The following is a 24134-nucleotide window of genomic DNA, read 5'->3' as shown; positions in this document are numbered from 1 at the left end:
GGAACAAGACACCAAAAACAGAAGCTATGAAATTCCTTCCGCGCCTGCTAGGTCTTGGGTTGTTTGCGTTGCTGACGCTGCTGGTGATGGCCTGCGAAAGCAGCAAAACCGCCACCACGGAGTTTGGCAGCCCCAACCGCATAAAGGGCGACGTGATAGCCAAGCCGGAAAGCCGCCTGATTGTGCAGCTGACCGATACGGCCACCAACTTCAAAGTGCCCCGGGCCGAGCTGGCTTCGGCCTTTATCCGGCAGTTTGGCGATGGCACCGTGGTCGACAAGATTCTGGTGCGCAAAGCTCCCGGCAGCGATGCCAACGGCAAGTACTACCTCATTGGCATGGGCCTGCGCGGCGGTATGTACCGGGCCATGGCCCTGCCCCTCACCAGCGGCGGTGAAAACACCTACTACCTGCGGCCTTCGGCCGAGCGCTACGTCATTACCAGCACGGGCTGCCCTACCTGCCTGTTCGAGTTTGAGGAGGAGCGCATCGTGAGCGCCGAATGCGCCGAGAACTCGGGTGGCGGGCGCTGCGACCTGAAGGTAATGAGCAACAACGAGCTGTTTATCCCCCAGGTTGTAAGCCGATGAGCACCACCCACAAATGGCTGCTGCGCATTGCCCTCACCGCCGTTGGGGTGCTGCTCACCACCGACCGGCGCCGCAGCTCTCCGCCACCGATACCGCCCCCAAAAAAGCCCGCTTCCTAGCGGGCTTTTTTGGGTTTAGCCCGCCGGGTGGCGAGCCATGAAACCAAGGATTTTATCTGTCAGCAGCGCAACATCCACGCGCTCCAGCGGGTGTGAGGTGGCGGGAAGCACCTCAAACCCGGCCTGGGGCAGGTGGGCGGCGTAGCTGCGCGAGGCCTCAGGCCCCGCTGTATTGTCAGCATCGCCCACCAGCACCAATGTCGGGGTTTTGATGGTGGCCAGCACGTCGGGTGTCAGGGGTGGCTGCTCGCCCAGCCCGCGCATGAGGGCGGCCGTGCCCGTCACCACCGCCTGCCAGGCCGTGGGGGCGTGCAGCTGGCGCAGCTGCTCGGCAAAGGCCGGTACTTTGGCCAGCATCTTTTCCGGGTCCAGAAACCGGGTGGCCTCCTCGGCTGTGGCCGGCGACCAGTCGAACTTGGTTCCCAGCGTGGTGATGGATGCAAACTGCTGCGGGGCCTGCTGCGCCGCCAGCAGCGCGGCGTAGCCGCCCATGCTGTAGCCGAATACATGCACGGGCCCGCTGCCGAGCGTATCTACAAACTCCTGCACCTGCCCGGCAAAGTGCTGCATGGTAAACTTCTCCGGCAGCAGCGCCTCGCCCCCATGCCCCGAAAAGCTCAGGGTGTACACCGCGGCCGACTCTTTCAGTAAGTCGGCCAGAGACTGCAGCTGAGCCGCCGAGCCCAGGGCACCATGAAGTAGTAGTAAGGCTTGTTTCATAAGGCTTAAAATAGTTGTCAGTTGCTCGTTGTCAGTTGTCAGCTTGTTCTAACGGCCCGTATATATCCTTATCTGGGACAACGGACAACTGACAACTGACAACTGACAACTGACAACTGACAACTGACAACTGACAACTATCAACTATCAACTATCAACTATCAACTATCAACTGACAACTATCAACTATCAACTAGCGAGCGACTTCCGAAGCCAGCCCCGCCAGGTCCATGCCATCGAACGTACCCGACGACATCAGGAGGAGGTTGGCACTATCCCAGGGCTGGGCGCGCAGGAAAGCGGCCAGCTCGGCGCTGTCGGTAATCACTTTCAGGTCGGGCCGCTGGAAAGCTTCGGCTACGGTGGCGGCGGGCAGGGGCGGCAGGCGCTTGTGCTCCAGCACGTGGGGGTTGAAGTACACCACGGCCAGGTCGGGCGCATCGAAGCAGTGGGCATACTGCGGCAGGAAGGCCGGGTTGAGGCTACTGAAGGTGTGCAGCTCCAGGCAGGCCACCAGCCGGCGCTGCGGGTACTGCTGCTTCAGGGCGTTGGTGGTGGCCTTCAGCTTGCTGGGAGCGTGGGCAAAGTCCTTGTACACCACGGAGGTTTGACCTTCCCGCAGCAGCTCCAGGCGGCGCGCAGCACCGGGGAAGGAAGCCACGGCCTTGAAGAAGTCCTTGCCTTTGATGCCCAGCTGCTTGCACACTTCCTTGGCGGCCGAGATGTTGCGCAGGTTGTGCTCGCCAAACACCTGAATGGGCACTTCCTCGTCCTTCTTGGTCATCAGGAAAGTCTTGCCATTGCGGATAACATGCTCGTGCGGCCCGTAGCCGATATAAGTCACGTCGGGATTGGTAGGCACGGCGATGAGCTGGGTTTGCTCGTCGTCGCGGTCGTAGATGAGCACCCCGGCCTTGGGGGTCATGTCGGCGAAGATGCGGAACTGCTCGCGGTAGATGTCCTCGGTCGGAAACACGTTGATGTGGTCCCAGCTGATGCCGGAAATCACGCCGATGTGGTGCTGGTAGAGGTGAAACTTGGGCCGCCGGTCGATGGGCGACGACAGGTACTCGTCGCCTTCAATGATGATAATGGGCGCTTCCTCACTCAGCTGCACCATGAGGTCGAAGCCGGCGAGCTGGGCGCCCACGGCGTAGTCGAACTGGCGGTTGTGAAAGCGCAGCACGTGCAGAATAAGCGCCGTGATGCTGGTTTTGCCGTGCGAGCCCCCAATGACGATGCGCTGCTTGTCGCGGCTGGCTTCGTAGATGTACTCGGGGAAGGAATAAATTTTCAGGCCCAGCTCCTGGGCCCGCAGCAGCTCGGGGTTGTCGGCACGGGCGTGCATGCCCACAATCACGGCGCTCAGGCCGGCGTGGATGCTTTCCGGAAACCAGCCTTCCTGCGCGGGCAGCACACCGGCTGCGGCCAACCGGGAGCGGGCCGGCTCAAATATTTCGTCGTCGGAGCCCGTCACCCGGGCGCCGCGCCGCTGCAGGGCCAGGGCCAGGTTGTGCATGATGCTGCCGCCGACAGCAATCAGGTGAATGGCCTCCGGGGACGTTTCTGGTTTCTCGTTTCTGGTTTCTTGTTCCAAGAGGGTTGGCTGTCAGTTGTTCGTTGTCAGTCGTCAGGCCCGGCCATCAGCTTTATCAGAACAGACTGACAACTGACAACGAACAACTGACAACTAAAATCCCAGACCGCGAAAGTACAAAAGCGGAACCGCCGCCGCCCGCTTCAGGCAAAAGAAAGCGGCCGCGATGGCATCTTTTTCCGCCCTTCCGGGGTTAGCTTTGTTATTCCGTTGGCGGCTGATTTTATCGGCCGTCCCCTGTTGTCCTTCTTTTCTTACCTCAACTATTTCACATTCAATGCAAGACCGGATGGACGACCGCCTCAAGCAATCCGCAGCCCGCGCCAAAGCAGCTTTGGCCACGCGCGGCGCAGGAGGTGTGGTTCCTTTCAACGGTGGCGCGGCCGGCAAGCTTCCGCCCCAGGCCCCCGAGCTGGAAATGGCCGTGCTGGGCGCCCTGATGCTGGAAAAGGACGCCCTGACCTCGGTAATCGACCTACTCAAGCCCGAGAGCTTTTACAAAGACAGCCACCAGCGCATCTACCGGGCCATCATCCGCCTGTTCGACAAGTCGGAGCCCATCGACCAGCTGACCGTGGTGCACGAGCTGCGCGAGATGGGCGAGCTCGAAGCCAGCGGCGGCCCCTTCTACGTGGCCAACCTGACGCTGAAAGTGAACTCGGCGGCCAACATCGAGTACCACGCCCGCATCATCACCGAGACGGCTATCAAGCGCGAGCTGATTCGCATCTCCAGCGAGATTCAGAAGGACGCGTTTGAGGATACTACCGACGTATTCAAGCTGCTCGACGACACCGAGGCGGCTTTGTTTGAGGTGTCGGAGTCGAACATCCGCAAGAACTTCGATGACATGCGCAGCCTGATGGGCAAGGCCATCAAGGAGCTGGAAGAAAAGAAAAACCAGAAGGACGGCCTCACCGGCGTGCCCTCCGGCTTCACGGCCCTGGACCGCGTCACGAGCGGCTGGCAGCCCTCTGACCTTGTGATTATTGCGGCTCGCCCCGGCATGGGTAAGTGCTTGGGCAAAGGCACCAAGGTACTGATGTACAACGGCGACCTGCGCAACGTGGAAGACGTGCGCGAGGGCGAGCTGCTGATGGGCGACGACTCCACCCCGCGCCGGGTGCTGAGCATTGCCCGGGGCCGCGAAAACATGTACTGGGTGCGCCAGAACAAGGGCGACGACTACCGCGTGAACGAGAGCCACATTCTCTCGCTCAAGCGCAGCCGAAATGAGGGCCTGCACCGGCACGGCGACGTGCTCAACATTACGGTGAAGGACTGGCTGGCCAAGAGCCCGAAGTTCCGCTCCAACTACAAAGGCTATAAGGTGGCGGTGGAGTTCGAAGCCCAGGAGCTGCCCGTGGACCCCTACTTCCTTGGTGTGTGGCTGGGCGACGGCGCCAGCAACAACTGCCGCATCACGGGGCAGGACCAGGAAATCATAGACTATCTGCACGAGTACGCGGACATGCTGGGTATGCAGGTGACTGTGGGGGTGGTAGAGAACCGCTGCAACAGCTACGGCATTACCAAAGGCCGCCAAGGAGGCAACGTGCTGGAGTACTCGCTGCAGGATGAGCTGCGGCAGCTGGGTGTGCTCGGCGACAAGCACATTCCCCGGGCCTACGCCATTAACTCGACCGAAAACCGGCTGCGGCTGCTGGCGGGCCTGATTGACAGCGACGGGCACCTGAACGTGGTGAGCAACGGCTACGAAATCACCCAGAAAAACCAGCGCCTGGCCCGGCAGATTAAGTTTCTGTGCGACTCGCTGGGCTTCCGCACCTCGCTGACCAAGAAGCGGGCGGTTATTTCCAGCATCGGCTACGAAAGCGAGGTGTGGCGCGTGCGCTTCTACGGCGACCTCGACCGGATTCCGGTGCGCGTGACCCGCAAGAAGGCCAATCCCTGGGCATCGTCGGTGGACTGGCGCATGACGGGCATCTCGGTGGAGTTCGACAAAGTAGACGACTACTACGGCTTCGAGATTGACGGCAACCGCCTGTTCCTGCTGCAGGACATGACCGTGACGCACAACACCGCTTTCGTAGTATCGGCCATGCGCAACGCGGCCGTGGAGCACAAGAAAGCAGTGGCCATCTTCTCGCTGGAAATGTCGTCGCTGCAGCTGGTAAACCGCCTGATTTCGGCCGAGGCCGAGCTGGACTCGGAAAAGCTGAAGAAGGGCAGCCTGGCCGACTACGAGTGGCAGCAGCTCAACCACAAGATTACGGAGCTGTCGGCAGCCCCGATTTACATCGACGACACGCCGGGCCTGAGCATCCGCGAGCTGCGCACCAAGTGCCGCCGCCTGCGCTCGCAGAAGGATGTGCAGATGATTATCATCGACTACCTGCAGCTGATGAGCGGCAACACCGACGGGCGTGGCGGCAACCGCGAACAGGAGATTGCCAGCATCTCGCGGGCCCTGAAAGGCATTGCCAAGGAGCTGAACGTGCCCGTGCTGGCGCTGTCGCAGCTTTCGCGCTCGGTGGAAACCCGCGGCGGCGAAAAGCGCCCCCAGCTGAGTGACCTGCGTGAATCGGGCTCCATCGAGCAGGACGCCGACATGGTAATCTTCCTCTACCGCCCCGAGTACTACGGCCTCGACCAGGATGCCGAAGGCAACTCCACCCAGGGCGTGGGCGAGGTCATCATCGCCAAGCACCGGAACGGCTCCCTGGAAACCGTGCAGCTCAAGTTTATCGGCCGCTTCACCAAGTTCGGCGACCTCGATGGCATGGACGGCGCCTTTACGCCCGACGCGGGCAGCTACCAGCCCATGGGCCTGCCCGCCAGCACCTTCGACGACGAGCCCAGCGGCTACGCGCCCAACACCATCCGCCTGGGCTCCAAGATTAATGAGTCGCCGGTGCCTTTCCCGAAAGGCAACATCAGCAAGTTTGAGGAGCCGCCGTTTTAGCGCGAGGTTTCGCGAGGTAAAAAGAGGTTGCGCAAGGCTTGCGCAACCTCTTTTTCTTTAATCCTACCTACTCCTAACTTCCCCTACTCCAGGACGCAGGTGAGGCGGCATACGCTGTTGAAGCGCAGCAGCTCGGGCGTCATTTTGAAGCCCCGCCCGCCGAAGCCTTTGCTGTACAGCTCAACGTCGGCCGTGGAGCTTTGCCAGCCATCGCGGCTGCTTTGGGAACTATGCGCGTCGCCGACTTCGAGCACGGCCCCCCGCCGCACGCCCAGGGCGGCGCACATTTTATCGGCTGTTTTGGAGGCATCGACCAGGGCCAGCACGTTGGCTTCGCGGCGCAGGCTGTCGGCGCGGCTGTGGCCGTAGCTCAGGTCTTTTATGCGGCTGATGCGCGTAGCCAGCAGCTCTTCCAGAAAGGGCGAGAGCTGGTTGAGATTGTCCAGCTTTATGGTAACCGACTGCGTAGAATTGAACCCCGTAAAAACCTGCTTGCCCCGCACGTAATCGAACTCCTTGTTGGACGACGTGCTGCTGATGCGCACATTGTTTGGGCCAGGGGCGTAGCGCCGGGCCAGGGGCAATACCTCGTCGACGACCTGCTGCACTTCCGCCACGGCATCTTTCAGCCGGGGGCGTGTGAAGGCGACGTCCACAGTCAGCTCGGCGTAGTCGGGATAGATGGTAACGGTGCCATAGCCCACGCTATTTACCTGCCGTGGCGCAGTGGCGACGGGCGCAGCGGGCTGGCAGCTGCTAAAACTCAAAGTAACAAGCGCGTACGCGGCCGTCAAAAACAAGCGTTTCATAAAAAGCAGGTTAAAGCATCTCAACGGCAACTCACGGCCAATATTGCCGAATGCCGGCCGGCCCTACCTTCGTACCATGAGTGTAACGCTGCTTCTGCTGGGCTTTTTCGCCTTCCTGGCGGGTTTTATTGATGCCGTGGTGGGCGGTGGAGGCCTGATTCAGCTGCCCGCTATGCTGCTGCTGCTGCCGGGGGTGCCGGTACCTACCATACTGGGCACGGGCAAGCTGTCGAGCGTGACGGGCACGCTGGCGGCGCTGCGCCGCTACCTTACCGGCCCCGACGCCGTGCCGCTGCGCTGGCGCACGGTGGGGCTGGCGGCGCTTACGGCCGGGGCATTTGCCTTTCTGGGGGCCAAGGCCGTGAGCCACCTCAACAAAGAGCTGGTGCGGCCCCTGGTGCTGGGGCTGCTGGTGGTAATGGCCATTTACACCCTCTGGCGCAAGGACTTTGGCAGCCTGCACGCGCCGCGCCTGCATGGCCGGCGCGAAATGGCCATGGGGGTGCTGCTAGGGGCGGTGCTGGGCTTCTACGACGGCTTCTTTGGGCCGGGCATGGGTAGCCTGCTGCTGTTTGCCTTCGTGGGGCTGTTTGGCTACGACTTTCTCTCGGCCTCGGCCTCCGCCAAGCTGGTGAACGTGGCTACCAACCTCACCGCGTTGGCTTACTTCGCCTCCACCGGGCAGGTCCTGTACCACGTGGCCCTGCCCATGGCCGTGTGCAACGTGCTGGGCTCTACGCTGGGCGCCCGCCTGGCGCTGAAGCGCGGCACCGGCTTTGTGCGGGTGCTGTTCCTGCTCATCGTCAGCGCCTTTATCCTGAAGCTGGGCTGGGAGACGTTTGGCTTCTGAATGCTCTGGCTACCCACCACGGGACCTTACTTCAGCTCAGCAGCGCCTCTGCCGGGATAGAATAGATTAAGTATGGCCACTTATCTACCATTCGCTAAAAATTGTACTTTCAAGCAAATGAATCTAATATCAGGAAACCGGGCAGCCCACTAACATAAGCACGGCAAGTAGCTTATTAATTAAAAGATTAGCATTTAGCAGAAAGCTGGAGGACGGTTGTTTTTCAGGTTTTAAGCGCTATATTTGTTAAGCTTCTTCATCGACCTGGTTGCATTATGCCTGGTAAGAGAACTGGCTTAACCTCTCTTGCCTTTTATGCCTTTCCCACTGTTTCGGCAGGTGCTTTGTGCCGGCACCTTCCTGTTATCCCTGGCTGCATCGGTGCCAGTAGCGGCGCAGGACGTCACTATTTCCGACCTGGGTGCAGCCTACTATAGCGGCTTTAAAACCGTGGACGGGCAGTTTTACTACATGCTGCGACAAGAGCGCAACGTGTACGACTTATTTCACCTGGAAATTTACGGGCGGGACCTGCAGAAGAAGAGCAGCACCGACCTGCGACTGGGCCGCAACTGGTACCAGGGAGCAGCCCGGGCTGTGGGCGACAATGGCATATTCTACTTTTTTACGGGTAAAGAAGGCTTGCTGGTGCAGGTAAACGCCGCCGGCCAGAAAACCAAGGAAGTGCGGGTGCCGGCCAGCGACGTGTACGGCAGCGTGGTATCCATCAAGGCAACCGGCGACGGCGACTTCTACCTCACCTACCCCATCGACGCCGACAAGAAAGGCTACGTGGTGGCCCGCTACGGCCCTGACCTGACGGCCAAATGGCAAAAGGAATTCGCGCCTGAAAAAGGCAAGTACCGGGTGCGCTACTTCGAGGCCACACCGGCCGCCGTGTACACAGTGCTCGACAACTCCAAGGCCGGCTGGGAGGTGAGCTGCCTCGACGCTGCCACCGGCACCGAGAAAAGCCGGCAGGAGCTGCAGCCCGCCGCCAGCGGCTTCGAGCCCACCATGACGGCCGTAGACCCGGCCGGACAGCTGCTGGTGGCCGGCACCTACCGCGACCAGCAAAAAACCGCCTTCGTATCGATTGAAAAACCCGGCACTCCGCCTCCCGGCGGCTTATTTGTGCTCGGCCTGGGCCCCGATGGCAAGCAGGCCTTTGTGTCGCGCATGAGCTACGCCGCCGACCTGGCCGGCAAGCTCAACACCCGCTCTACCATTCAGCCCTTTACCGTGGGCGAGGTGCCGGCCCTGAAGCTGCATGCGCTGGTGCCCCGCCCCGGAGGGGGATATGCTTTCATTGGCGAAACGTACAAGGTGTTCAGCTTCACCGACCCGCAGTATGAAGCCGCGGGTGGCGTGCGGGCCCCGGGCACGGGCGGCGCGGGTCCTGGCCCCCAGCGCCGCAACATTCTCGACTTTGTAGTGCTTGAGCTTTCCGCCCAGGGGCAGCTGCAGTCGCTGCGCCGCATTCCCAAGCCCTACAAGATTTACCACAACCACAACGCGGGGGGTGGGCCCAAGGAGTTCGAAAACGAAACGGCCTTTGCTTACCGCTTCCTCTACCAGCCCGACCCGGCCAAGCTGCCGGAAGTAGTGTTCCTGAACTGGCACCAGAACCTGCTCTACGTCAATAGCCTGAAAACCGGCACCGACACGCGCGACAACCTCTTTACGCGCCGCTACCTCGACCAGCCCGCCGTGCCCGGCGCTGCCGACCGCGGCGAGCTGACGGTGCGTGACTTCTCGAACGACATCAGCAAGCCGCCGGCAGAGCTTTTCTACGACGAAATTCTGCCGCATGCGCCGGGTAAGTTCGTGTACAGCCACTACGAGCCTTCCCAGTCCAGCCTGCGCCTTCAGGTGCTGGACGTGCCGGGTAAGTAGGACGCTTCGGGGCCGTTTCAGGCTGACTTCCATCACCCGTAACAGTAACATGTGGCCAAGAGCCCTGCACCCAGTGTTTAAACGTCTGGTAGTTGGTCCAAAGTAAAAAGCCAGCAAGCCGGGCTCTCCGGCCTGGTTTATCCTTGCTTGCCTTCTCACTGCCTATTCCTTCTGACTGAATACTTCCTTACTAAATATCAATGCAAAAGATAGTACCTGTCCTCCGTCTGATTGCCGGGATATTACTGGCCGGCTCGTACGCGGGCCAGGCCCAGGACATGCGCGAAATCCGGGGCGTGGCCCAGCTGCCGCAGGTGCTGCCGCTTGATGACCAGGGCTACGCCGTGTTTTACCGCAGCGAGGCTGGCGAAGATGGCCAGGACGTGTACGCCATGCGTCTGCTCGACCCGGCTTTGACCGTGCGCCACCGCTATGCGTTGAACGTGCCCGTAGGAGCTGCCGAGCTGCCGCGCCTGGCCGGCAAAACCACGTTTGCCCTGCCCTTTCACGACCAGGGCGCGGCGCTGCTGTCGCTGTATACCTTCAACCCCCAAACCGGTGCCCAGCTGCGCCGCGACCTGGCAGCCGCGCCCGACCGCCGCCGGATGCCCACGGGCACGCCGCTGCTGACCATGACGCCCACCGAAGGATTTTGCGTGGTGCAGCCTTTTCGCCGCGACACGGCCGGCTACACGGTAACGGTGCTCGACAAAGACCTGAAAACGCAGTGGTCGAAGATGTACTTCCCCAAAGACCTGCGCCAGCATGTGCCGCTGCAGGTAGCCGTCAGCAAAGACCTGATTACCCTGGTGCTGGCCGACTCATACGTACTGAATCCCAACACCAAGCAGCAGCGCAGCTACACCGACATGGCGGTGCTGGGCCTGGACCGAAATACGGGCCAGGTGCTGTACCGCACGCCCGTGCGCGATGAAAAAAGGGTGCTGATGCCCACCCGCCTGCTGGCCCTGAGCGACGGCCGCGTGGCTGCCACCGGCTTGTACGCCATGCCACAGGCTCCGCGGCCTGACAGCGTACTGGGTGTGTTTTTGACGTATTACCGCCCCGACGGGCCGGCCAGCACCCCGGTGCTTACGCCCTGGGCCGAGCTGGGCGCCCGCCTGGGCGAGCCCGCGCTGGCCCGGCGCCTCTACGACAGCAAAGCCAGCTTTCAGGTACACGAGCTGCTGAGCACTACCGGCACCGACGTGAAGCTGGTGGGGGAATACACCGCGGCCCAGCCCGGCCCCTTCGTGGTGTTCAACTACTCGGCAGCCGGAGCGTTGGGTAGTCTGTACACGGTTGCCCGCACCTTCAAATCGAACAGCAACGCCGACGAGCTGCGCTACAGCCGCTACTACCACGTCATCGGCAAGCAGGGCGAGCCCTACCTGGTGTATACCGGCGTGGAAGGTGGCCAGCCCTATACCTACTCTACTCTGCTGGCCGAATCACCGGCCCGTACCGCAACGCGGGCCACTACCAGCATCGAGGCCCTGCCCGAGCTGCCGGTGTATACGACCGAGACGCCCATGGCACGCAGTGCCGCCGTAGACCGCTTCAGTGGTAAAATTATGGGCATGCAGCAGAAGCTGGGTACCGTAGTGCAGGCCGCCGACAAAGTGGTAAACGGGACGCCACCACCCACGCCGGTGTATTACCGCCCCGACCAGCTGGCCAACTTTGTGGTGGGCCCGCCCGGCCAGGTACTGGTGTACCGCTACGAGCCTGGCCGCAAAATGCTGCGCTACAGCTTGCAGCCCATGAAATAACGGCACTTTACGCGGCCGGAACCAGGGCAAATGCGTTGGCCAGCAGCTCATACGAGCGCAGCCGGTCCTGAAAGTCGGCCGTGATGGTGACGGGTACTATTTCGTCTACTGCATAGTCGGCCGCCAGCTGCTCGAACTGAGCTTTCACCTGCGCTGCCGTGCCACTCACCACCCGGCCCCGGTTATGGGCCAGATGCAGCCGGTCTTCGGCCGTAAACTGGTACTGACTTACTTCCTCGCTGGTGGGGAAAGCCCCCCGCTGGCCTTTGCCGAAGCGCAGCAGCTGCAGCTCCATGGCGGCGCGCAGCTCCTCCGCTTTCTCTTCGGTGTCGGCGCACAGCACAAACACCGCTACGCTGGCCAGGGGCGCGGCCAGCTCCGGCGAGGGCCGGAACCGCTCGCGGTAGTTGCGCACGGCCTCGGGCCCGCCCTTGCCGTTGATAAACTGGGCAAAGGAAAAGGCCATGCCCAGGTGGGCCGCAAACAGCCCGCTCTGCCCGCTGGAGCTCAGAATCCAGAGCTCGGGCTGGGTGGCAGCCTGCGGAATGGCCATTACCTTTTCGTGGATGGTGTCGGGCACCCGCTCGTCGCGCAGGTAGGCCTGCAGGTCCATGAGCTGCTCCACAAAGTCCTTTTCGTTGAACTGGTTGCTGGGGTTAAGGGCGTAGGCCGTGAGGCGGTCGGCGCCGGGGGCGCGGCCCATGCCCAGGTCGATGCGGCCGGGAAACAGGGTTTCGAGCAGGCGAAAGCTCTCGGCCACCTTCAGGGCGCTGTAGTGGGGCAGCATCACACCGCCGGAGCCCAGGCGAATGTGCCGGGTGTGGCTGCCCAGGTGCGCCAGCAGCACTTCGGGCGCCGAGCCGGCCAGGGTGTGGGTGTTGTGGTGCTCGGAAACCCAGAAGCGGGTGTAGCCCAGGCGCTCGGCCAGCTGGGCCAGGGCCAGGGTTTCCTGCAGGGCCTGCCGGGGCGTGGCCCCGGGGCGAATGGGTGACTGGTCGAGTATGCTAAGGCGGATATTTGAGGTAGAGGGCATGGTCAGTCAGCTATAAGGTAAGCTGTATCAACCATAAGGCAGGGCGTAGGGTTTACCTGACTACTGCTCCCTCCTGCCGGCCCAGGTACTGGGCCATGCTGCTGGCCAGGATAATCTGCAGGGCATGGTAAAGCATAAGCGGCAGCAGGATAAGGCCGGTGGCGGCCGTGGCAGGGAAGAGCAGGCTGGCCATCACGCTGCCGTGTACCAGCGACTTTTTGGACCCGCAGAACACGGCCACAATGGTATCGGCCCGCGGAAAGCGCAGCAGCCGGCACAGGGCCCACACCATTCCAAAAACCAGGGCGTAGAGCAGCACCATGCCCGCGCCCAGCTTCCCAATGTCGGCCGGCAGGTAGCGGCTGAAAATACCCTCGGCAAAAGACTCGCAGAAGGCCGTGAAGACGATGAGCAGGATGGTAAGCTGGTCGAATACCCGCAGCCGGGCCCGGTGGCGCTCGGCCCAGGCGCCCAGGCGGGCATTGAGCAGGAGGCCGGCCCCTACCGGCAGCAGCACCTGCCAGACCAGCTGCAGGGCCAGCCCCCAGAGCTGGCCGCCCTCGGCGCTGGTATGCAGAAACAAGCCGGTGAGCAGCGGAGTTAAAACGATACCCAGCAGGCTGGAGATGCTGGCGTTGAAAATGGCGGCAGGCAAGTTGCCGCCCGCAATACTCACCATCACCACCGAGGTAGAAACCGTGCTGGGCAGGGCACATAGGAAAAAGATGCTGGCCCAGAGCAGCTCGCCGTTCTCGCTGCCAAAAAACGGCTTCACCAGCAGGGCCAGGGCGGGAAACAGCACGAAGGTGGTGAGCTGCACCAGGGTGTGCAGCCGCCAGTTGCGCATGCCCGCCCGCAGCTTTTCGAAGCTGAGCTTCAGCCCGTAGAAAAAGAAGACCAGCGCCACGCCCGTGCTGGTCACTAGCCTCCACGGCACCGGGCTGGCTGTGCTGCCCAGGCCGGGCTGCAGGTAAGCCAAGGCCACTGCTCCCAGCAGTCCCAGCAGAAACCAGTCGAGGCCGGCACGGGCCAGCAGGTCGGCGAAACGATTAGGGGCAGGCGCGGCGGGTTCACTCATGGGCAGGCATACGGGCTGGTGGGCAGGCTTCGTTTCGAAGCAGGCTGCAGGGTAAGGCAAAATACGCGAGCGGGGCAGCTAGGCTTCAACGGACGCCTGTAGCTGGCCCTGCGCCGCGGCGAGGTAGGCGGGCAAGCGATGTAAATGGGGGTCCAGCGCCTGCGCCTGCTGCAGGTAGCCCAGGGCCTCGGCGTAGCGGCCGGCAGCGTGGGCGTGCAGGCCCAGGTTGCACCAGGCAAAGGCTTCGGCGGGGTTCAGCTCTTGGGCGCGGTGCAGGTCGGCCAGGCCGCTGGCATCGCCCAGCTCCAGCCGGACGCGGCCCCGCTGGGCCAGTGCGTAGGCATTCTCCGGCTCCTGGGCCAGCACGGCATCGAAGTCGCGCTGCGCTTCGGGGTAGCGGCCGGCCAACAGGTAGCAGTAGCCCCGGTTATTGCGCAGCAGGGGGTGCTGCTCTACCGGCTGGCTCACCAGCAGCTCCGTGTAAAGGGCCTCGGCCTGAGGTAGCTGCTCCGTACGGGCCAGCAGGTATGCCCGGAGCGTGGCGTGGTCATCGAAGCTGGCTTCCAGCCCGGGGTATTTATCGGCCAGCTGCAGGGCTTGGTCAAATTGCTGGCTGTTGTAATACGCGCTGAAGGCCAGCTGGTAGATGCTGCTGTCGGGGTACTGGGCTAGCAGGCGGCACAAGGGGCCGGCCGCGCCGCGGTAGTCGCCTTTATTGAACATGTCGGCAGCGGATTGCAGCCGCTCTTCGTCGGTGGGCACGTTAAACCAGGCGCTTGCTGCCAGCCGGTAGAGCTGGTAGCCATCGGAGTAGGCCGTGCCGCCCTGGTCCAGCGGCACCTGGCGCTGCAGAGGCAGCAGGTTGACGACCAAGTCGATTACCGACATGCATCCAAATACAACCAGCACCAGCTTGAGCGCGCCGTGCGCACCGGCCTGGAAAGCCGGCCAGAGCAGGGCCACCGCAATCAGGGTGGAAGTAACCGGCCCTGCCAGGATAAAGGCCACCTGCCGGGCCCGGCCGGGGGGAGCTTCCGGCCGCCACCGGGCCCGGCATAGTCCACCCGTGAGTACCAGCCGGGGGCGAAACCACAGCGTGAGCCTGCCGGGCAGCGGCAGGCGCCAGGAGCTTTCAGCATCGCCGTAGGAACCCACGTAAATCTCCGCCGATGGAGCCCCCATCAGGCGGGCCATTACCGCATGCCCAAGCTCGTGCAGAAACACCACGACTACCCAGCTCAGCAAGACCAGGCACAGCAAGGTCACATACACCACGGGCATTACAAAACTGGTTGAGTCTGGCATGCGAGCTAAGGTAAGGGAGCCGCTGCAATGGGCTGCCGGGTACCAGACGGGAGAGGGTAGCCCCGAGAAAAGCGTGCTGGCTCTCAGGGCTACCCTCCCGTGATGTGTTCAAAACAGCAACCGCTGCCCAGTATCCCGGGCAGCGGGTGGTACTTACTGGTCGCCGGCCCCGCCCAGGCCGGGAGGGGGCGTGCCCTGGGCGCCCTGCATGTTGGGCAGCCCCATTTTTTCTTCCCGCTTGCGCTGATACTTATCGAACTGAGCGGGTGTGAGCACGTCTTTGATGGCCGAGAGCCGCGACTGGCCCACGTCATCGATATAGGCGGCCAGCTTGCGCGGCTCGGTGCGGTATTCCACGCGGGCGGTTTCTACCTGCTCCACACTGCGCCGGTTAATGGCCCGCACTTTCTCGGTTTGCTGGGGCGAAAGCCCCAGATTCTGCTGCATGTTGACGGTGAGGGCGTTGGCGCGGGCATCAATGGACGCGTCGGTTGGGCGCTGGGCGGCGCTGGGGGCCGACTCGGCTGGTGTTACCGTGGCTTTGGTTTTCACACTGGGCTGCCCCTCGGTCTTCACCTTGGTTTTTACGGTAGTAGCCGTGCCCTGGGCCTGGGCAGCGGGAGAAATTGCCGCTGTAGCCAGCGCTAACAGAGGCAGGAACAACAGAAATTTCATAGAAGCGCGATAAGGATGTAGAATGCCAGAGAAAAGGGGGAAGTAAGCCGGGGTAAATATCGGTTGAAAACCGGTGCAGTTACCCGTAAACGCCGGCCTACTCATGTTTCGTGCCAGTTGGGCTAACAAAAATCGGCCTTGACTGGTCATAACGCAACCTTTCCTCCCTGCTTTCCATACTAGCTCCATGAAACAAGAGAAGCGCAATAGCTGGCTGCTGGCGGCCGGCCTCGGCGCCGCCACCCTGGCGGCTACCCTTTGGTCGAATCGGCGCGGGTCGTATGACCTGGCCGGGCGGGTTGTTTTAATTACGGGCGGCTCCCGGGGCCTGGGCCTTATCCTGGCCCGGCAGGCCGTGGCCGAAGGTGCCCGGGTGGCGCTTTGCGCCCGCGACGCGGCCGAGCTCGACCGGGCCCAGCAGGACTTAATGGAATGCGGGGCCACTGAAAGCCAGGTACTCACCCTGGCCCATGACCTTACCGACGCGCTGGAAGTGCGCCTGATGGTGGCCGAGGTAGAAAAGCTGCTCGGGCCGGTGGACGTGCTGATTAACAACGCCGGCATTATCACCGCCGGGCCGCTCGACAACATGGACCTGCGCGACTACGAAGACTCCATGGCTACGCACTTCTGGGCCCCGCTGCACGCCATGCAGGCCGTGCTGCCGTCTATGCGCCGCCGGGGTGCGGGCCGCATCGTCAACATCTCCTCGCTGGGCGGCAAGGTGGCCGTGCCTCACCTGGCGCCTTACTGTGCCAGCAAGTTCGCCCTTACAGGCCTGTCGGAGGGCTTCCGCTCCGAGCTCAAGCAGCACGGCATCACCGTTACCACGGTATGCCCCGGGCTGATGCGTACAGGCAGCGCCGGCCATGCCATGGTGAAGGGCCAGCACCAAAAGGAATACGCCTGGTTTACCATTGCCGACTCCCTGCCCGGCTTCACCATCGATGCCGAGCGGGCCGCCCGCCAAATCTGGAATGCCTGCCGCCGCGGCGATGGCGAAATCATTCTCTCACTGCCCGCCAAGTTTTTGTCGACGATGCACGGGCTGTTTCCGGGCACCACCACCGACGTGCTGGGCTGGATGAACCGCGCCCTGCCCGCCACCGGCGAAAGCCCCGCCGCCAATACCCGCCGCCTGGGCTCCGAAAGCGAGTCGGCCCTGACCCGCTCCCCGCTGACCATTCTGACCCAAAAGGCCGCCCAGGAGAACAACGAGCTTTGATGCCCGGCTTGTGCTGGCAGCGTACCCGCCGCTTACACTTGTAGTATTGAATCTGCTGAGGAAGCAAGCCGGGCAAATTCTCTTCTCAGCAGCATTACGGGGCTGGGCTTAAGTAAAGTCCCGCTGATTAGGCAGCACATCCTTGCCTTTGTTTAAGCTCCTTCTGCTGCATCTTCGCGGCATGCAATTCCCCGTTGAGCTGGCAATTGGTGCGGGCCGCCTTCCTATACACTTGCTTTGCGAAGTACTGGCCTATACCCTCGGTTACCGGCTCTACACCAAGCTGCGCTCCCGGGGCACCGACCCCATCAGCAGTGCTCACCGGCAGTGGATATTTGTGGGAGCGGCGGCCGGGGCCCTGCTCGGCTCGCGTGTGCTGGGCTTGCTGGAGCACCCGGCGCAGCTCTTGAACCCGCCCGGCGGCTGGCTGTACTACTTCACCAACAAAACCATTGTTGGGGGCTTTCTCGGCGGCCTCATTGGTGTGGAGCTGACCAAGAAGCGCCTCGGCGTGCGGGCCTCTTCCGGCGACCTGATGGTATTTCCGCTACTGCTGGGGCTGAGCATTGGCCGGGTGGGCTGCTTTCTGAGCGGACTGGAAGATGGTACCTACGGCACGGCTACTGCCCTGCCCTGGGGCATCAATTTCGGCGACGGCATTCACCGCCACCCCACCAACCTGTACGAAGTCCTGTTTTTGGGCCTGCTGGCGCAGGGGCTGGGACTGCTGGAGCAGCGCCGGCCCCTGCCGGACGGTCGCCGGTTTCAGCTGTTTCTGGCCGCCTACCTGCTTTTCCGGCTGCTGGTGGAATTTATCAAGCCTACTCCTCCCCTGCCGGGACTGGGGCTCACCGCCATCCAGTGGGCTTGCGTGGCGGGGCTGGCGTATTATGTTTGGTTATGGACAAGTTCGTTAACAGCCAGCCCCGATGCTAATCATTAAGCAATTATTTATTTACGGAGGGTTACTCTTTGGAATAATAGCAGGGCTAGCACCGGAAGCCCAGGGGCAGTGTATTAATACCAACACCTTGCTGGACTCTATCTATTCTATAAACCTCAGGACTCTGACGAGCTTAGGCCAACAGGCAGATTATGATGAAGTAAGCACTGCCCTGGATAGCACAATTAGATTAAGTCGCATTAACAAGGGAGATGTTTACCAATTAATCATTCTTGATAAAATCTTTTCGCGCAAGAGCAACAATCCTAAAGCTGACTCACTACTTAAGCTTTTGGAAGAACATTACGAAAAAACGTTTGTAACCAAAGTAAAACACGCAGAGTCACCAATATACTACGTTGCCCTTTTAGCAGACCAATACCGCAACATGTATTTAACAACTTTAAACAAAGACTTGTCTCTCATCGACTTTATAAACTTTCATAAAATAGATAATATCATACTATACCCAATAAGCAAAAAGCCTCTGGTCTACAAAAAAGTGGAATCCGGGATAAGCTCAAGCTACAATGAGCAGGGACTTATAATACAAGAAGCATGGACTAAAACCACGCATGATGTAACCGGAACAGTCATAGACTCCAGTAGAATAGCAAAAAAATACCGAATAGCTGCTAGCGGTACTATCACCCCTTACGAAAAGTAGCTGTTCAACTCGAATAAGTTATGATGTACCAAGCTTCTTCAATGCTAAGAAAATTTACCTTACTGGCCATTGCAGGCAGCTTTATATATTATCCGCCTTTAGCGTCGGCACAATGCCTCGACACCAATACCTTGCTTGACTCTATTCACTCTATTAGCCTTAGCCGCTTAAACGTATTGAGGCGCTTTCATGAGTCCAAGAGTAAGTCAGCAGAGGAAAAGCTCGGCCTTGATAGTATTTACCGGGTAAACCATCGAAACCGCGGCGACATATACCAACCGCTGTTATTCGATAAGCTTTTCAAAACTAAAGACTACTTCATATCAAGCCTGGATAAAAGCTTTTTTTATCTGGGCGACAATCACAAGGATAAGTTCATAACCAAAGTTAGATGGAGGGCTAAGCCAGGGTTTCACACTATCTTACTTTCAGACGCATTCCACAACCAATACCTGGCGACCGTCAGCAAAGAATTGCTAATCATAAGCTTATTTGCGTTTGACACCCAGGAATTACCCTTTTATGTAGCACCCTTCCAAGCAAGCAAAAGTGTACATGCCCTAAATCAATCGGGCATTACGTCAAACTTGAGCGAAGATGGAATCATTACGCAGACGAGCTGGTCAACCAGTAAAAATGCCAGAACCATGTCAGTACTCCAATCGAAAAAGAAGACGGTTTACTACAAGATTAATAGTAATGGCAAAATCAGCCACTACACGGTAAAGCCACAAAATAAGGCTGTAAAAGCACCTGCGTCACGCCGTTGGTGACTCCCATTTTCTCTATAATGGTGTACCGAACCTGTTAGTATCCTGCCATTTTCAGCTGCAAGGCATTTGCACACTCCAAAAGTTAAATTAAGCCTATGAGGTACAGCAGCTGCTGTGGCAGCGACAGAATACGGATGGTGACTACCTTCCCGGTCGCAACCAGTACGCTTACCCCATGCCCATCCGCCCTTACACCTACTACGATTTCACCCTCAGCCTTTGCCCGCACTGCCTGCGACGCATAGAAGCGAAAATCGTGTTCGAGGATGGCAACGTGTATATGCTCAAACGCTGCCCAGAGCACGGGCGGCAGAAAGTACGCATCGCCACCGATGTAGAGTATTACAAGAGCATTCGCAACTACGTGAAGCCCAGCGAAACGCCCCGGCGCTTCAACACGGCCACGCACTTCGGCTGCCCTTACGACTGCGGGCTGTGTGCCGACCACGAGCAGCACAGCTGCCTGACCGTGGTGGAGATAACCGACCGCTGCAACCTCACCTGCCCCACCTGCTACGCCGAGAGCAGCCCCACCCACGGCCGGCATCGCTCGCTGGCAGAAGTGGAAGCCATGGTGGATTTGGTGGTGGCCAACGAGGGCGAGCCCGACGTGCTGCAGATTTCCGGCGGTGAGCCCACGCTGCACCCGCAGTTCTGGGAAATTCTGGACATGTGCAAGCGCAAGCCCATCAAGCACCTGATGGTGAACACCAACGGCGTGCGCCTGGCCAAGGACGAGGCCTTCGTGGCGCGGCTGGCCACCTACGCCGGTGCCTTCGAGGTGTACCTGCAGTTCGACTCCTTCCGCGAAAACGTGCTGCAAGCCATGCGGGGCCGCGACCTGCGCCAGATACGGCTGCAGGCCCTGGAGCACCTCAACAAGTACAACCTGAGCACCACCCTGGTGGTGACCTTGCAAAAGGGATTGAACGACGACGAGATGGGCGAAATCATTGATTTCGCCCTGCAGCAGCGCTGCGTGCGCGGCGTCACGTTTCAGCCTACGCAGGCAGCCGGACGGCTCGACAACTTCAACCCCGAAACCGACTCATTCTCGCTTACCGAAGTACGGCAGGGCATTATCGACCAAAGCCCGGTTTTCACGGCGGCCGACCTGCTGCCCGTGCCCTGCAACCCCGACGCGCTGGTGATGGGCTACGCGCTGAAGCTGGAAGGCGAAGTATTTCCCCTTACCCGCTACATTCAGCCGGCCGACTTGCTTTCCAATTCCAGCAATACCATTGTGTATGAGCGCGACCCGCGCCTGCGGCAGCACCTGCTGCGTTTGTTCAGCACGGCCAATACCGTGGATACCGTCACGCCGGATTTAAATCAGCTGCTGTGCTGCCTGCCCCAGGTGCAGGCGCCTAACCTGAGCTACGAGAATTTATTTCGGGTAATTATTCTCCAATTCATGGACGCCTGGAATTTCGACGTGCGCGCGGTGAAAAAATCCTGCGTGCACATCGTGAGCAAGGACTTGAAAATTATTCCGTTCGAGACGATGAATATCTTTTACCGCGACCAGGAAAAACTAGCGCGACTGGAGGAGCTGCGGGCCGAGCGGGTAACTATTGTCTGATAGTTTATGGCCACTGAATCCACTGAGAAGGGCCGGCATCGCTATGCATGGCCGCTGGGAATTAACCTGAGCATTTTGCTTCTAGCTGTTGGACGCAACTGGCCCCACGAGCCTTTCAACGGTTTGGCTCTGTTGATGCTGTCTTGCATCAATGGTTTGCTCGGCTTTGTATTTCTCTTGTTTGAGCGGCGACGCGACGCGGGCTACACCGGGGGATTTTTCCTGTCGTTCCTGCTCCTGCTGCTCATCGGGTTTGGCACTTGCGCGAAAGAGAGTAAGCAACAACGGCAAATAGAAATAGAAGAAGTTGAGGCACCAGAAAGCAATTAATGATGAAATCAACTTTTCAGCGTATTCTGCTCGTCAACCTCGTGGTACTACTGGTGCTGGCCGTGGCGATGCGCCTGCTCAACCAGGGTTCCGAATCAGGTCTGGCATTTATGATTATGATGGCGGGCATCATTGCGCTGCAATTCTTTATCAACGCCTTGTTTGGGGCGGTTTCCGATTCACGTGAAGCCCGGCAGGGGCACTGGCTGAGTGCGCTACTGGTGCTGTTGGTGGGGTTTGGAGCCTGCTTTGGCGGCTTGCATATTCCGCTCTGAGGTGGGTACTGGCTGGCAATGAGCGCAGGTATAGGTAGCCCGGCCGCCCACGTAGTATTTCTCAATTTTTACTTCCGCGTGCCGGGGGCAGAACTTATGAGCCTCACTGCCGGGCGTGGCCGGCTCGTCCCATTCCCGGGCATGAATCAGAAACGAGGCCGGGAATTGCCGGTAGCTGGCCTCCTGCCGGATGGCCGTGCTCAGCACCAGCTGGATGGCGGCGTGCAGCGCTTCAAACTCCAGCGTGGAGAGGGAGGCGCCGGAGCGCTCCGGATGAATCCGGGCCTGAAACAGCACCTCATCCACTATCCAGTTGCCGAGGCCGGCCGTGATGCCCTGGTCGAGCAGCAGGGGCTTAAGCAGGGTATTGCGGCGCTGCAGCTTCTGCTGCAGCTCGGCCGCGCTGATATCAAGGGCATCGGGGCCCAGCTTCTTTGCTTTCTGAAAGGCTGTAATGCTCTCTGCCAGCCGGATGCGGCCAAACTTGCGCGGGTCGATGAAGGCGATGCGCAGGCCATCGGCAAGGTGCAGAGCTACGCGGGTGAAGCGGGGCATATCAGCCTCGTCGCGGTAAGCGGCTACGTCGCCAGTCATGCCGAAGTGCAGCACCAGCACCTGCCCGTTGTCGAGCTCCAGAAAGCAGTTTTTGCCCAGCCGGCTGGTACCCCGAACAGCACGCCCCAGCAGGCCGGTGCGGAGCTGGTCTTCGGGCGTGGCGAGTACGTGGGCATCGTTCACCTGCACAGCAGCTATCGTTTGGCCCACGGCCAGCTCGTCGATAAAACGGCGGTAGGTTTCTACTTCGGGTAATTCAGGCAAGGGGGATGAGTTATGAGTTATGAGTTATGAGTTATGAGTTATGAATTATTTGGGCCATTAGGCGGTCAAAAAATAATTCATAATTCATAACTCATAATTCAGTTTAAAGGGAGTCGTGCAGCTTGGCTACGCGCTTGCCGGCTTTGTCGTACACATCGCCTTTGCCGGTTACGAACAGGCGGCGCTGCTGGCCGTCGGTGAGCACATAGGGAAAGGCCGTGCTGCTGGTGCGCACCAAGCGGCCCACTACGGCGGCCGTCTGGTCGTCGTCGACGCGCAGCACCTTCAGGCTGCTGGTGAGGTAGTAGCGCTGCTCGGGGTTGTCGCGGAAGGTGATTTGCCCCACCAGCCGCACCGACTCGCCTGAGGTGTTTACGGCAACGGCCTCGCGGGTATCCAGGCGGCTGTCGTCGGCCACCGGGGCCGTGGGGTAGCGGCTCACGGCGGCGCTGACCTGAGCGGCGGCCTGGTTACGGCTGGCCACTACTGCGGGTATGGCAGAAGGCGCCGCAGCGGCAGTGCTGGCCACAATCTGGGCGTTGGCGCGCTGCCAGCCCTGGCCAATGGCGCTGAGGCGGGGCGAGCGGCCGGGGTGAGTACCGGAGCCGCCTTCATCGGCCACGGTGGCCATGGCGGCCTGGGCCTGGGCCAGGCTGGCGCCCAGCTTGCGCAGCACAAAGCCGGAAAACTCATCGGCTTCCAGCTCATCGGCCGGCTTGGAGCCGCCGCCGCGCAGGGTGTGGCCGTTGAGGTGGTGGCCCATTTCGTGGGCCAGGATGCTGATGCCAGCCCAGTCGGTATGGCCGGCGCGGTTCACGGCGGCCAGGAAGTCGGGGTTGTAGAGCAGGTAGCGCTTGCCGTCGTACACCACCGCGGCGGCGTTGTCGATGTCGCGGGTGGCGCGCAGCTCGAAGCGGGCCTTGAGGCCAACGACGTCGGTAATTTCCCGCAGCACGTCGGTGCTGGGGGGCGCCGACTGGGCCTGGGCAGGCGCAGCCAGTAGCAAAGGGGCGGCAACAAGCAGCGGAGCAGCCAGGCGGCTCAGATAATCAACAAGAAAACGCATAGCTTGATAAGGCAAAGGTGAAGGCCCGGCCAGGGCTGGCGCGGTGCCGGAAACACGCAGCGAATACACGCAGTCTTGTAGAGTTATCCGTATGGCTTGGTGCTTAAGAGGAGGAGTTGGGCAGCCGTTTGCAAGCAGCGGGCCAAAATCGACAGGCTTACAGTAAGTACCGGGTTGGAGATAAAAGGCTGCATCACCCGGCTTTTTATCGTTATCAGGACAACGTTTTAGGGCTGCTGGCAGTTCCTTATTTTCTGTGCCGAGGATGGTGAAGTAAGCTCATCCGCAAGTGCCCTCTGATTATCACTGCCTATGCCATTTCCTTTCTTTGGAGACGACAAATCGACCGTAGCCCGGCTCCTGGGCACCCTGCCGCAGACTGGGCGCCTGGAGTGGATTGGACTGCGCCCCAAACGCCGGGAAGCCATGCTGGCCGTGGCAGAGGTGGAAGTACTCGCCGACTCCCACCTGCTGGGCGACCACGCGCGGCCCAAGCCGGGCGGCAAGCGCCAGATTACGTTGATTCAGCAGGAGCACCTGGCCGCCGTAGCCGGCTTTCTGGGCCTGCCCGCCCCCCTCGACCCGGCTCGCCTGCGCCGCAACCTGGTCATAAGCGGCCTGAATCTGCTGGCCCTGAAAAACCGCCAGGTCCGCATTGGGGCGGAAGTGGTGCTGGACATTACGGGCGAGTGCCACCCCTGCTCGCGCATGGAAGAAGAGCTGGGGCCGGGCGGCTACAATGCCATGCGCGGCCACGGTGGCTTAACCGCGCACATTGCTCAGGGCGGCATTATCCGGCTCGGCGACGAGGTACGCGTAGTCTAGGGCAGCAAGCCAGCTTCGTGCTTTGCCCAAGCTGCAATTCAGCAGGTGACGAGTAGCGCTACGGGAGAGTGAGAGCCGGCTCCCCGCCTACTGCGGGGGCACGTTCAATCCAGACGAACTCCGCTTTGATTTTCAGATTGAAGCGCTGGCTATAGCTCAGTGAAACGCATTAAATTACAATTAAAAATCACTTAAGCACAATAGATAACTAAAGGTAGAAGTTGTACATTCCTTAGCAACTGGGAGGGACGACGATTGA

At 60.6% G+C, this 24134-nt stretch carries 23 protein-coding genes; 14 read left to right on the top strand and 9 right to left on the bottom strand.

Annotation, left to right across the window (positions count from 1 at the left end; genetic code table 11):
* Positions 1–26: 26 nt before the first annotated feature.
* Together ABD919_RS23810 and ABD919_RS23805 are read left to right on the top strand one after the other, a co-directional pair.
* On the top strand, positions 27–590 hold the full coding sequence (locus ABD919_RS23810) for a hypothetical protein (protein WP_345238606.1): 564 nt from the start codon (positions 27–29) through the stop codon (positions 588–590).
* Positions 587–709 carry a hypothetical protein gene (locus ABD919_RS23805; RefSeq protein WP_345238605.1) on the top strand — a complete coding sequence of 41 codons (123 nt, stop codon included), beginning with the start codon at positions 587–589 and terminating at the stop codon, positions 707–709. The genes ABD919_RS23810 and ABD919_RS23805 overlap by 4 nt, the downstream gene beginning before the upstream one ends.
* Before the next feature lie 15 nt (positions 710–724).
* On the opposite strand, the gene ABD919_RS23800 is transcribed toward ABD919_RS23805, so the two are convergent.
* A complete protein-coding gene (locus ABD919_RS23800; RefSeq protein WP_345238604.1) occupies positions 725–1429 on the bottom strand; it encodes an alpha/beta fold hydrolase in 705 nt (234 codons plus the stop codon).
* A 193-nt stretch (positions 1430–1622) separates the two neighbouring features.
* Entirely contained in the window at positions 1623–3026 is a 1404-nt protein-coding gene (locus tag ABD919_RS23795) for a UDP-N-acetylmuramate--L-alanine ligase (protein ID WP_345238603.1), read from the bottom strand.
* A gap of 277 nt (positions 3027–3303) precedes the next feature.
* Here ABD919_RS23795 and dnaB point away from each other — a divergent pair, with 277 nt between their 5' ends.
* Positions 3304–5952 carry a replicative DNA helicase gene (gene dnaB, locus ABD919_RS23790; RefSeq protein WP_345238602.1) on the top strand — a complete coding sequence of 883 codons (2649 nt, stop codon included), beginning with the start codon at positions 3304–3306 and terminating at the stop codon, positions 5950–5952.
* A gap of 83 nt (positions 5953–6035) precedes the next feature.
* Here the strand turns inward: dnaB and ABD919_RS23785 are convergent, their stop codons facing one another.
* On the bottom strand, positions 6036–6761 hold the full coding sequence (locus ABD919_RS23785; RefSeq protein WP_345238601.1) for an SIMPL domain-containing protein: 726 nt from the start codon (positions 6759–6761) through the stop codon (positions 6036–6038).
* Positions 6762–6837: 76 nt separating this feature from the next.
* Between ABD919_RS23785 and ABD919_RS23780 the strand changes: the two genes are divergently transcribed.
* From ABD919_RS23780 to ABD919_RS23770, 3 genes are all read left to right on the top strand, one after another.
* Entirely contained in the window at positions 6838–7611 is a 774-nt protein-coding gene (locus ABD919_RS23780; protein WP_345238600.1) for a sulfite exporter TauE/SafE family protein, read from the top strand.
* 315 nt (positions 7612–7926) lie between these two features.
* The gene (locus ABD919_RS23775) at positions 7927–9507 is read left to right on the top strand and encodes a hypothetical protein (protein ID WP_345238599.1); all 1581 of its coding nucleotides are present in this window, start codon (positions 7927–7929) and stop codon (positions 9505–9507) included.
* A gap of 200 nt (positions 9508–9707) precedes the next feature.
* Positions 9708–11279 carry a hypothetical protein gene (locus ABD919_RS23770; protein ID WP_345238597.1) on the top strand — a complete coding sequence of 524 codons (1572 nt, stop codon included), beginning with the start codon at positions 9708–9710 and terminating at the stop codon, positions 11277–11279.
* 7 nt (positions 11280–11286) lie between these two features.
* On the opposite strand, the gene ABD919_RS23765 is transcribed toward ABD919_RS23770, so the two are convergent.
* The 4 genes from ABD919_RS23765 to ABD919_RS23750 form a co-directional block, all read right to left on the bottom strand.
* On the bottom strand, positions 11287–12312 hold the full coding sequence (locus ABD919_RS23765; protein ID WP_345238595.1) for an LLM class flavin-dependent oxidoreductase: 1026 nt from the start codon (positions 12310–12312) through the stop codon (positions 11287–11289).
* Between the two features lie 52 nt (positions 12313–12364).
* Positions 12365–13390 (bottom strand): bile acid:sodium symporter family protein, encoded by a 1026-nt coding sequence (locus ABD919_RS23760; RefSeq protein ID WP_345238594.1) that lies wholly within the window; start codon positions 13388–13390, stop codon positions 12365–12367.
* A gap of 78 nt (positions 13391–13468) precedes the next feature.
* A complete protein-coding gene (locus ABD919_RS23755; RefSeq protein WP_345238593.1) occupies positions 13469–14695 on the bottom strand; it encodes a M50 family metallopeptidase in 1227 nt (408 codons plus the stop codon).
* A 153-nt stretch (positions 14696–14848) separates the two neighbouring features.
* The gene (locus ABD919_RS23750) at positions 14849–15370 is read right to left on the bottom strand and encodes a hypothetical protein (RefSeq protein ID WP_345238592.1); all 522 of its coding nucleotides are present in this window, start codon (positions 15368–15370) and stop codon (positions 14849–14851) included.
* A gap of 187 nt (positions 15371–15557) precedes the next feature.
* Between ABD919_RS23750 and ABD919_RS23745 the strand changes: the two genes are divergently transcribed.
* From ABD919_RS23745 to ABD919_RS23715, 7 genes are all read left to right on the top strand, one after another.
* A complete protein-coding gene (locus ABD919_RS23745; protein WP_345238591.1) occupies positions 15558–16595 on the top strand; it encodes an SDR family NAD(P)-dependent oxidoreductase in 1038 nt (345 codons plus the stop codon).
* 181 nt (positions 16596–16776) lie between these two features.
* Positions 16777–17538: a prolipoprotein diacylglyceryl transferase gene (locus ABD919_RS23740; protein ID WP_345238590.1), complete on the top strand. Its 762-nt coding sequence runs from the start codon at positions 16777–16779 to the stop codon at positions 17536–17538.
* The gene (locus ABD919_RS23735) at positions 17525–18205 is read left to right on the top strand and encodes a hypothetical protein (RefSeq protein WP_345238589.1); all 681 of its coding nucleotides are present in this window, start codon (positions 17525–17527) and stop codon (positions 18203–18205) included. Before ABD919_RS23740 ends, ABD919_RS23735 begins: the two co-directional genes overlap by 14 nt.
* 20 nt (positions 18206–18225) lie before the next feature.
* Positions 18226–18978, top strand: coding sequence for a hypothetical protein (locus ABD919_RS23730; RefSeq protein WP_345238588.1), 753 nt, complete (start codon positions 18226–18228; stop codon positions 18976–18978).
* Positions 18979–19153: 175 nt separating this feature from the next.
* Positions 19154–20560 carry a radical SAM protein gene (locus ABD919_RS23725; protein ID WP_345238587.1) on the top strand — a complete coding sequence of 469 codons (1407 nt, stop codon included), beginning with the start codon at positions 19154–19156 and terminating at the stop codon, positions 20558–20560.
* 6 nt (positions 20561–20566) lie between these two features.
* On the top strand, positions 20567–20890 hold the full coding sequence (locus ABD919_RS23720; RefSeq protein ID WP_345238586.1) for a hypothetical protein: 324 nt from the start codon (positions 20567–20569) through the stop codon (positions 20888–20890).
* Between the two features lie 2 nt (positions 20891–20892).
* Positions 20893–21165, top strand: coding sequence for a hypothetical protein (locus ABD919_RS23715; RefSeq protein ID WP_345238585.1), 273 nt, complete (start codon positions 20893–20895; stop codon positions 21163–21165).
* On the opposite strand, the gene mutM is transcribed toward ABD919_RS23715, so the two are convergent.
* Complete coding sequence (gene mutM, locus ABD919_RS23710; RefSeq protein WP_345238584.1) at positions 21106–21984, bottom strand: DNA-formamidopyrimidine glycosylase; 879 nt, start codon at positions 21982–21984, stop codon at positions 21106–21108. The two genes, ABD919_RS23715 and mutM, sit on opposite strands and share 60 nt — an antisense overlap.
* A 103-nt stretch (positions 21985–22087) precedes the next feature.
* The gene (locus ABD919_RS23705) at positions 22088–23050 is read right to left on the bottom strand and encodes a M48 family metalloprotease (protein WP_345238583.1); all 963 of its coding nucleotides are present in this window, start codon (positions 23048–23050) and stop codon (positions 22088–22090) included.
* Between the two features lie 312 nt (positions 23051–23362).
* Here ABD919_RS23705 and ABD919_RS23700 point away from each other — a divergent pair, with 312 nt between their 5' ends.
* Positions 23363–23875, top strand: coding sequence for an MOSC domain-containing protein (locus tag ABD919_RS23700; RefSeq protein ID WP_345238582.1), 513 nt, complete (start codon positions 23363–23365; stop codon positions 23873–23875).
* The last annotated feature ends 259 nt before the right edge of the window (positions 23876–24134 follow it).

It is taken from the genome of Hymenobacter saemangeumensis (assembly GCF_039541835.1).
Classification (GTDB): domain Bacteria; phylum Bacteroidota; class Bacteroidia; order Cytophagales; family Hymenobacteraceae; genus Hymenobacter; species Hymenobacter saemangeumensis.
The sequence above is the reverse complement of the archived record's forward strand: the minus strand, read 5'-3'. Positions and strand labels throughout refer to the sequence as shown.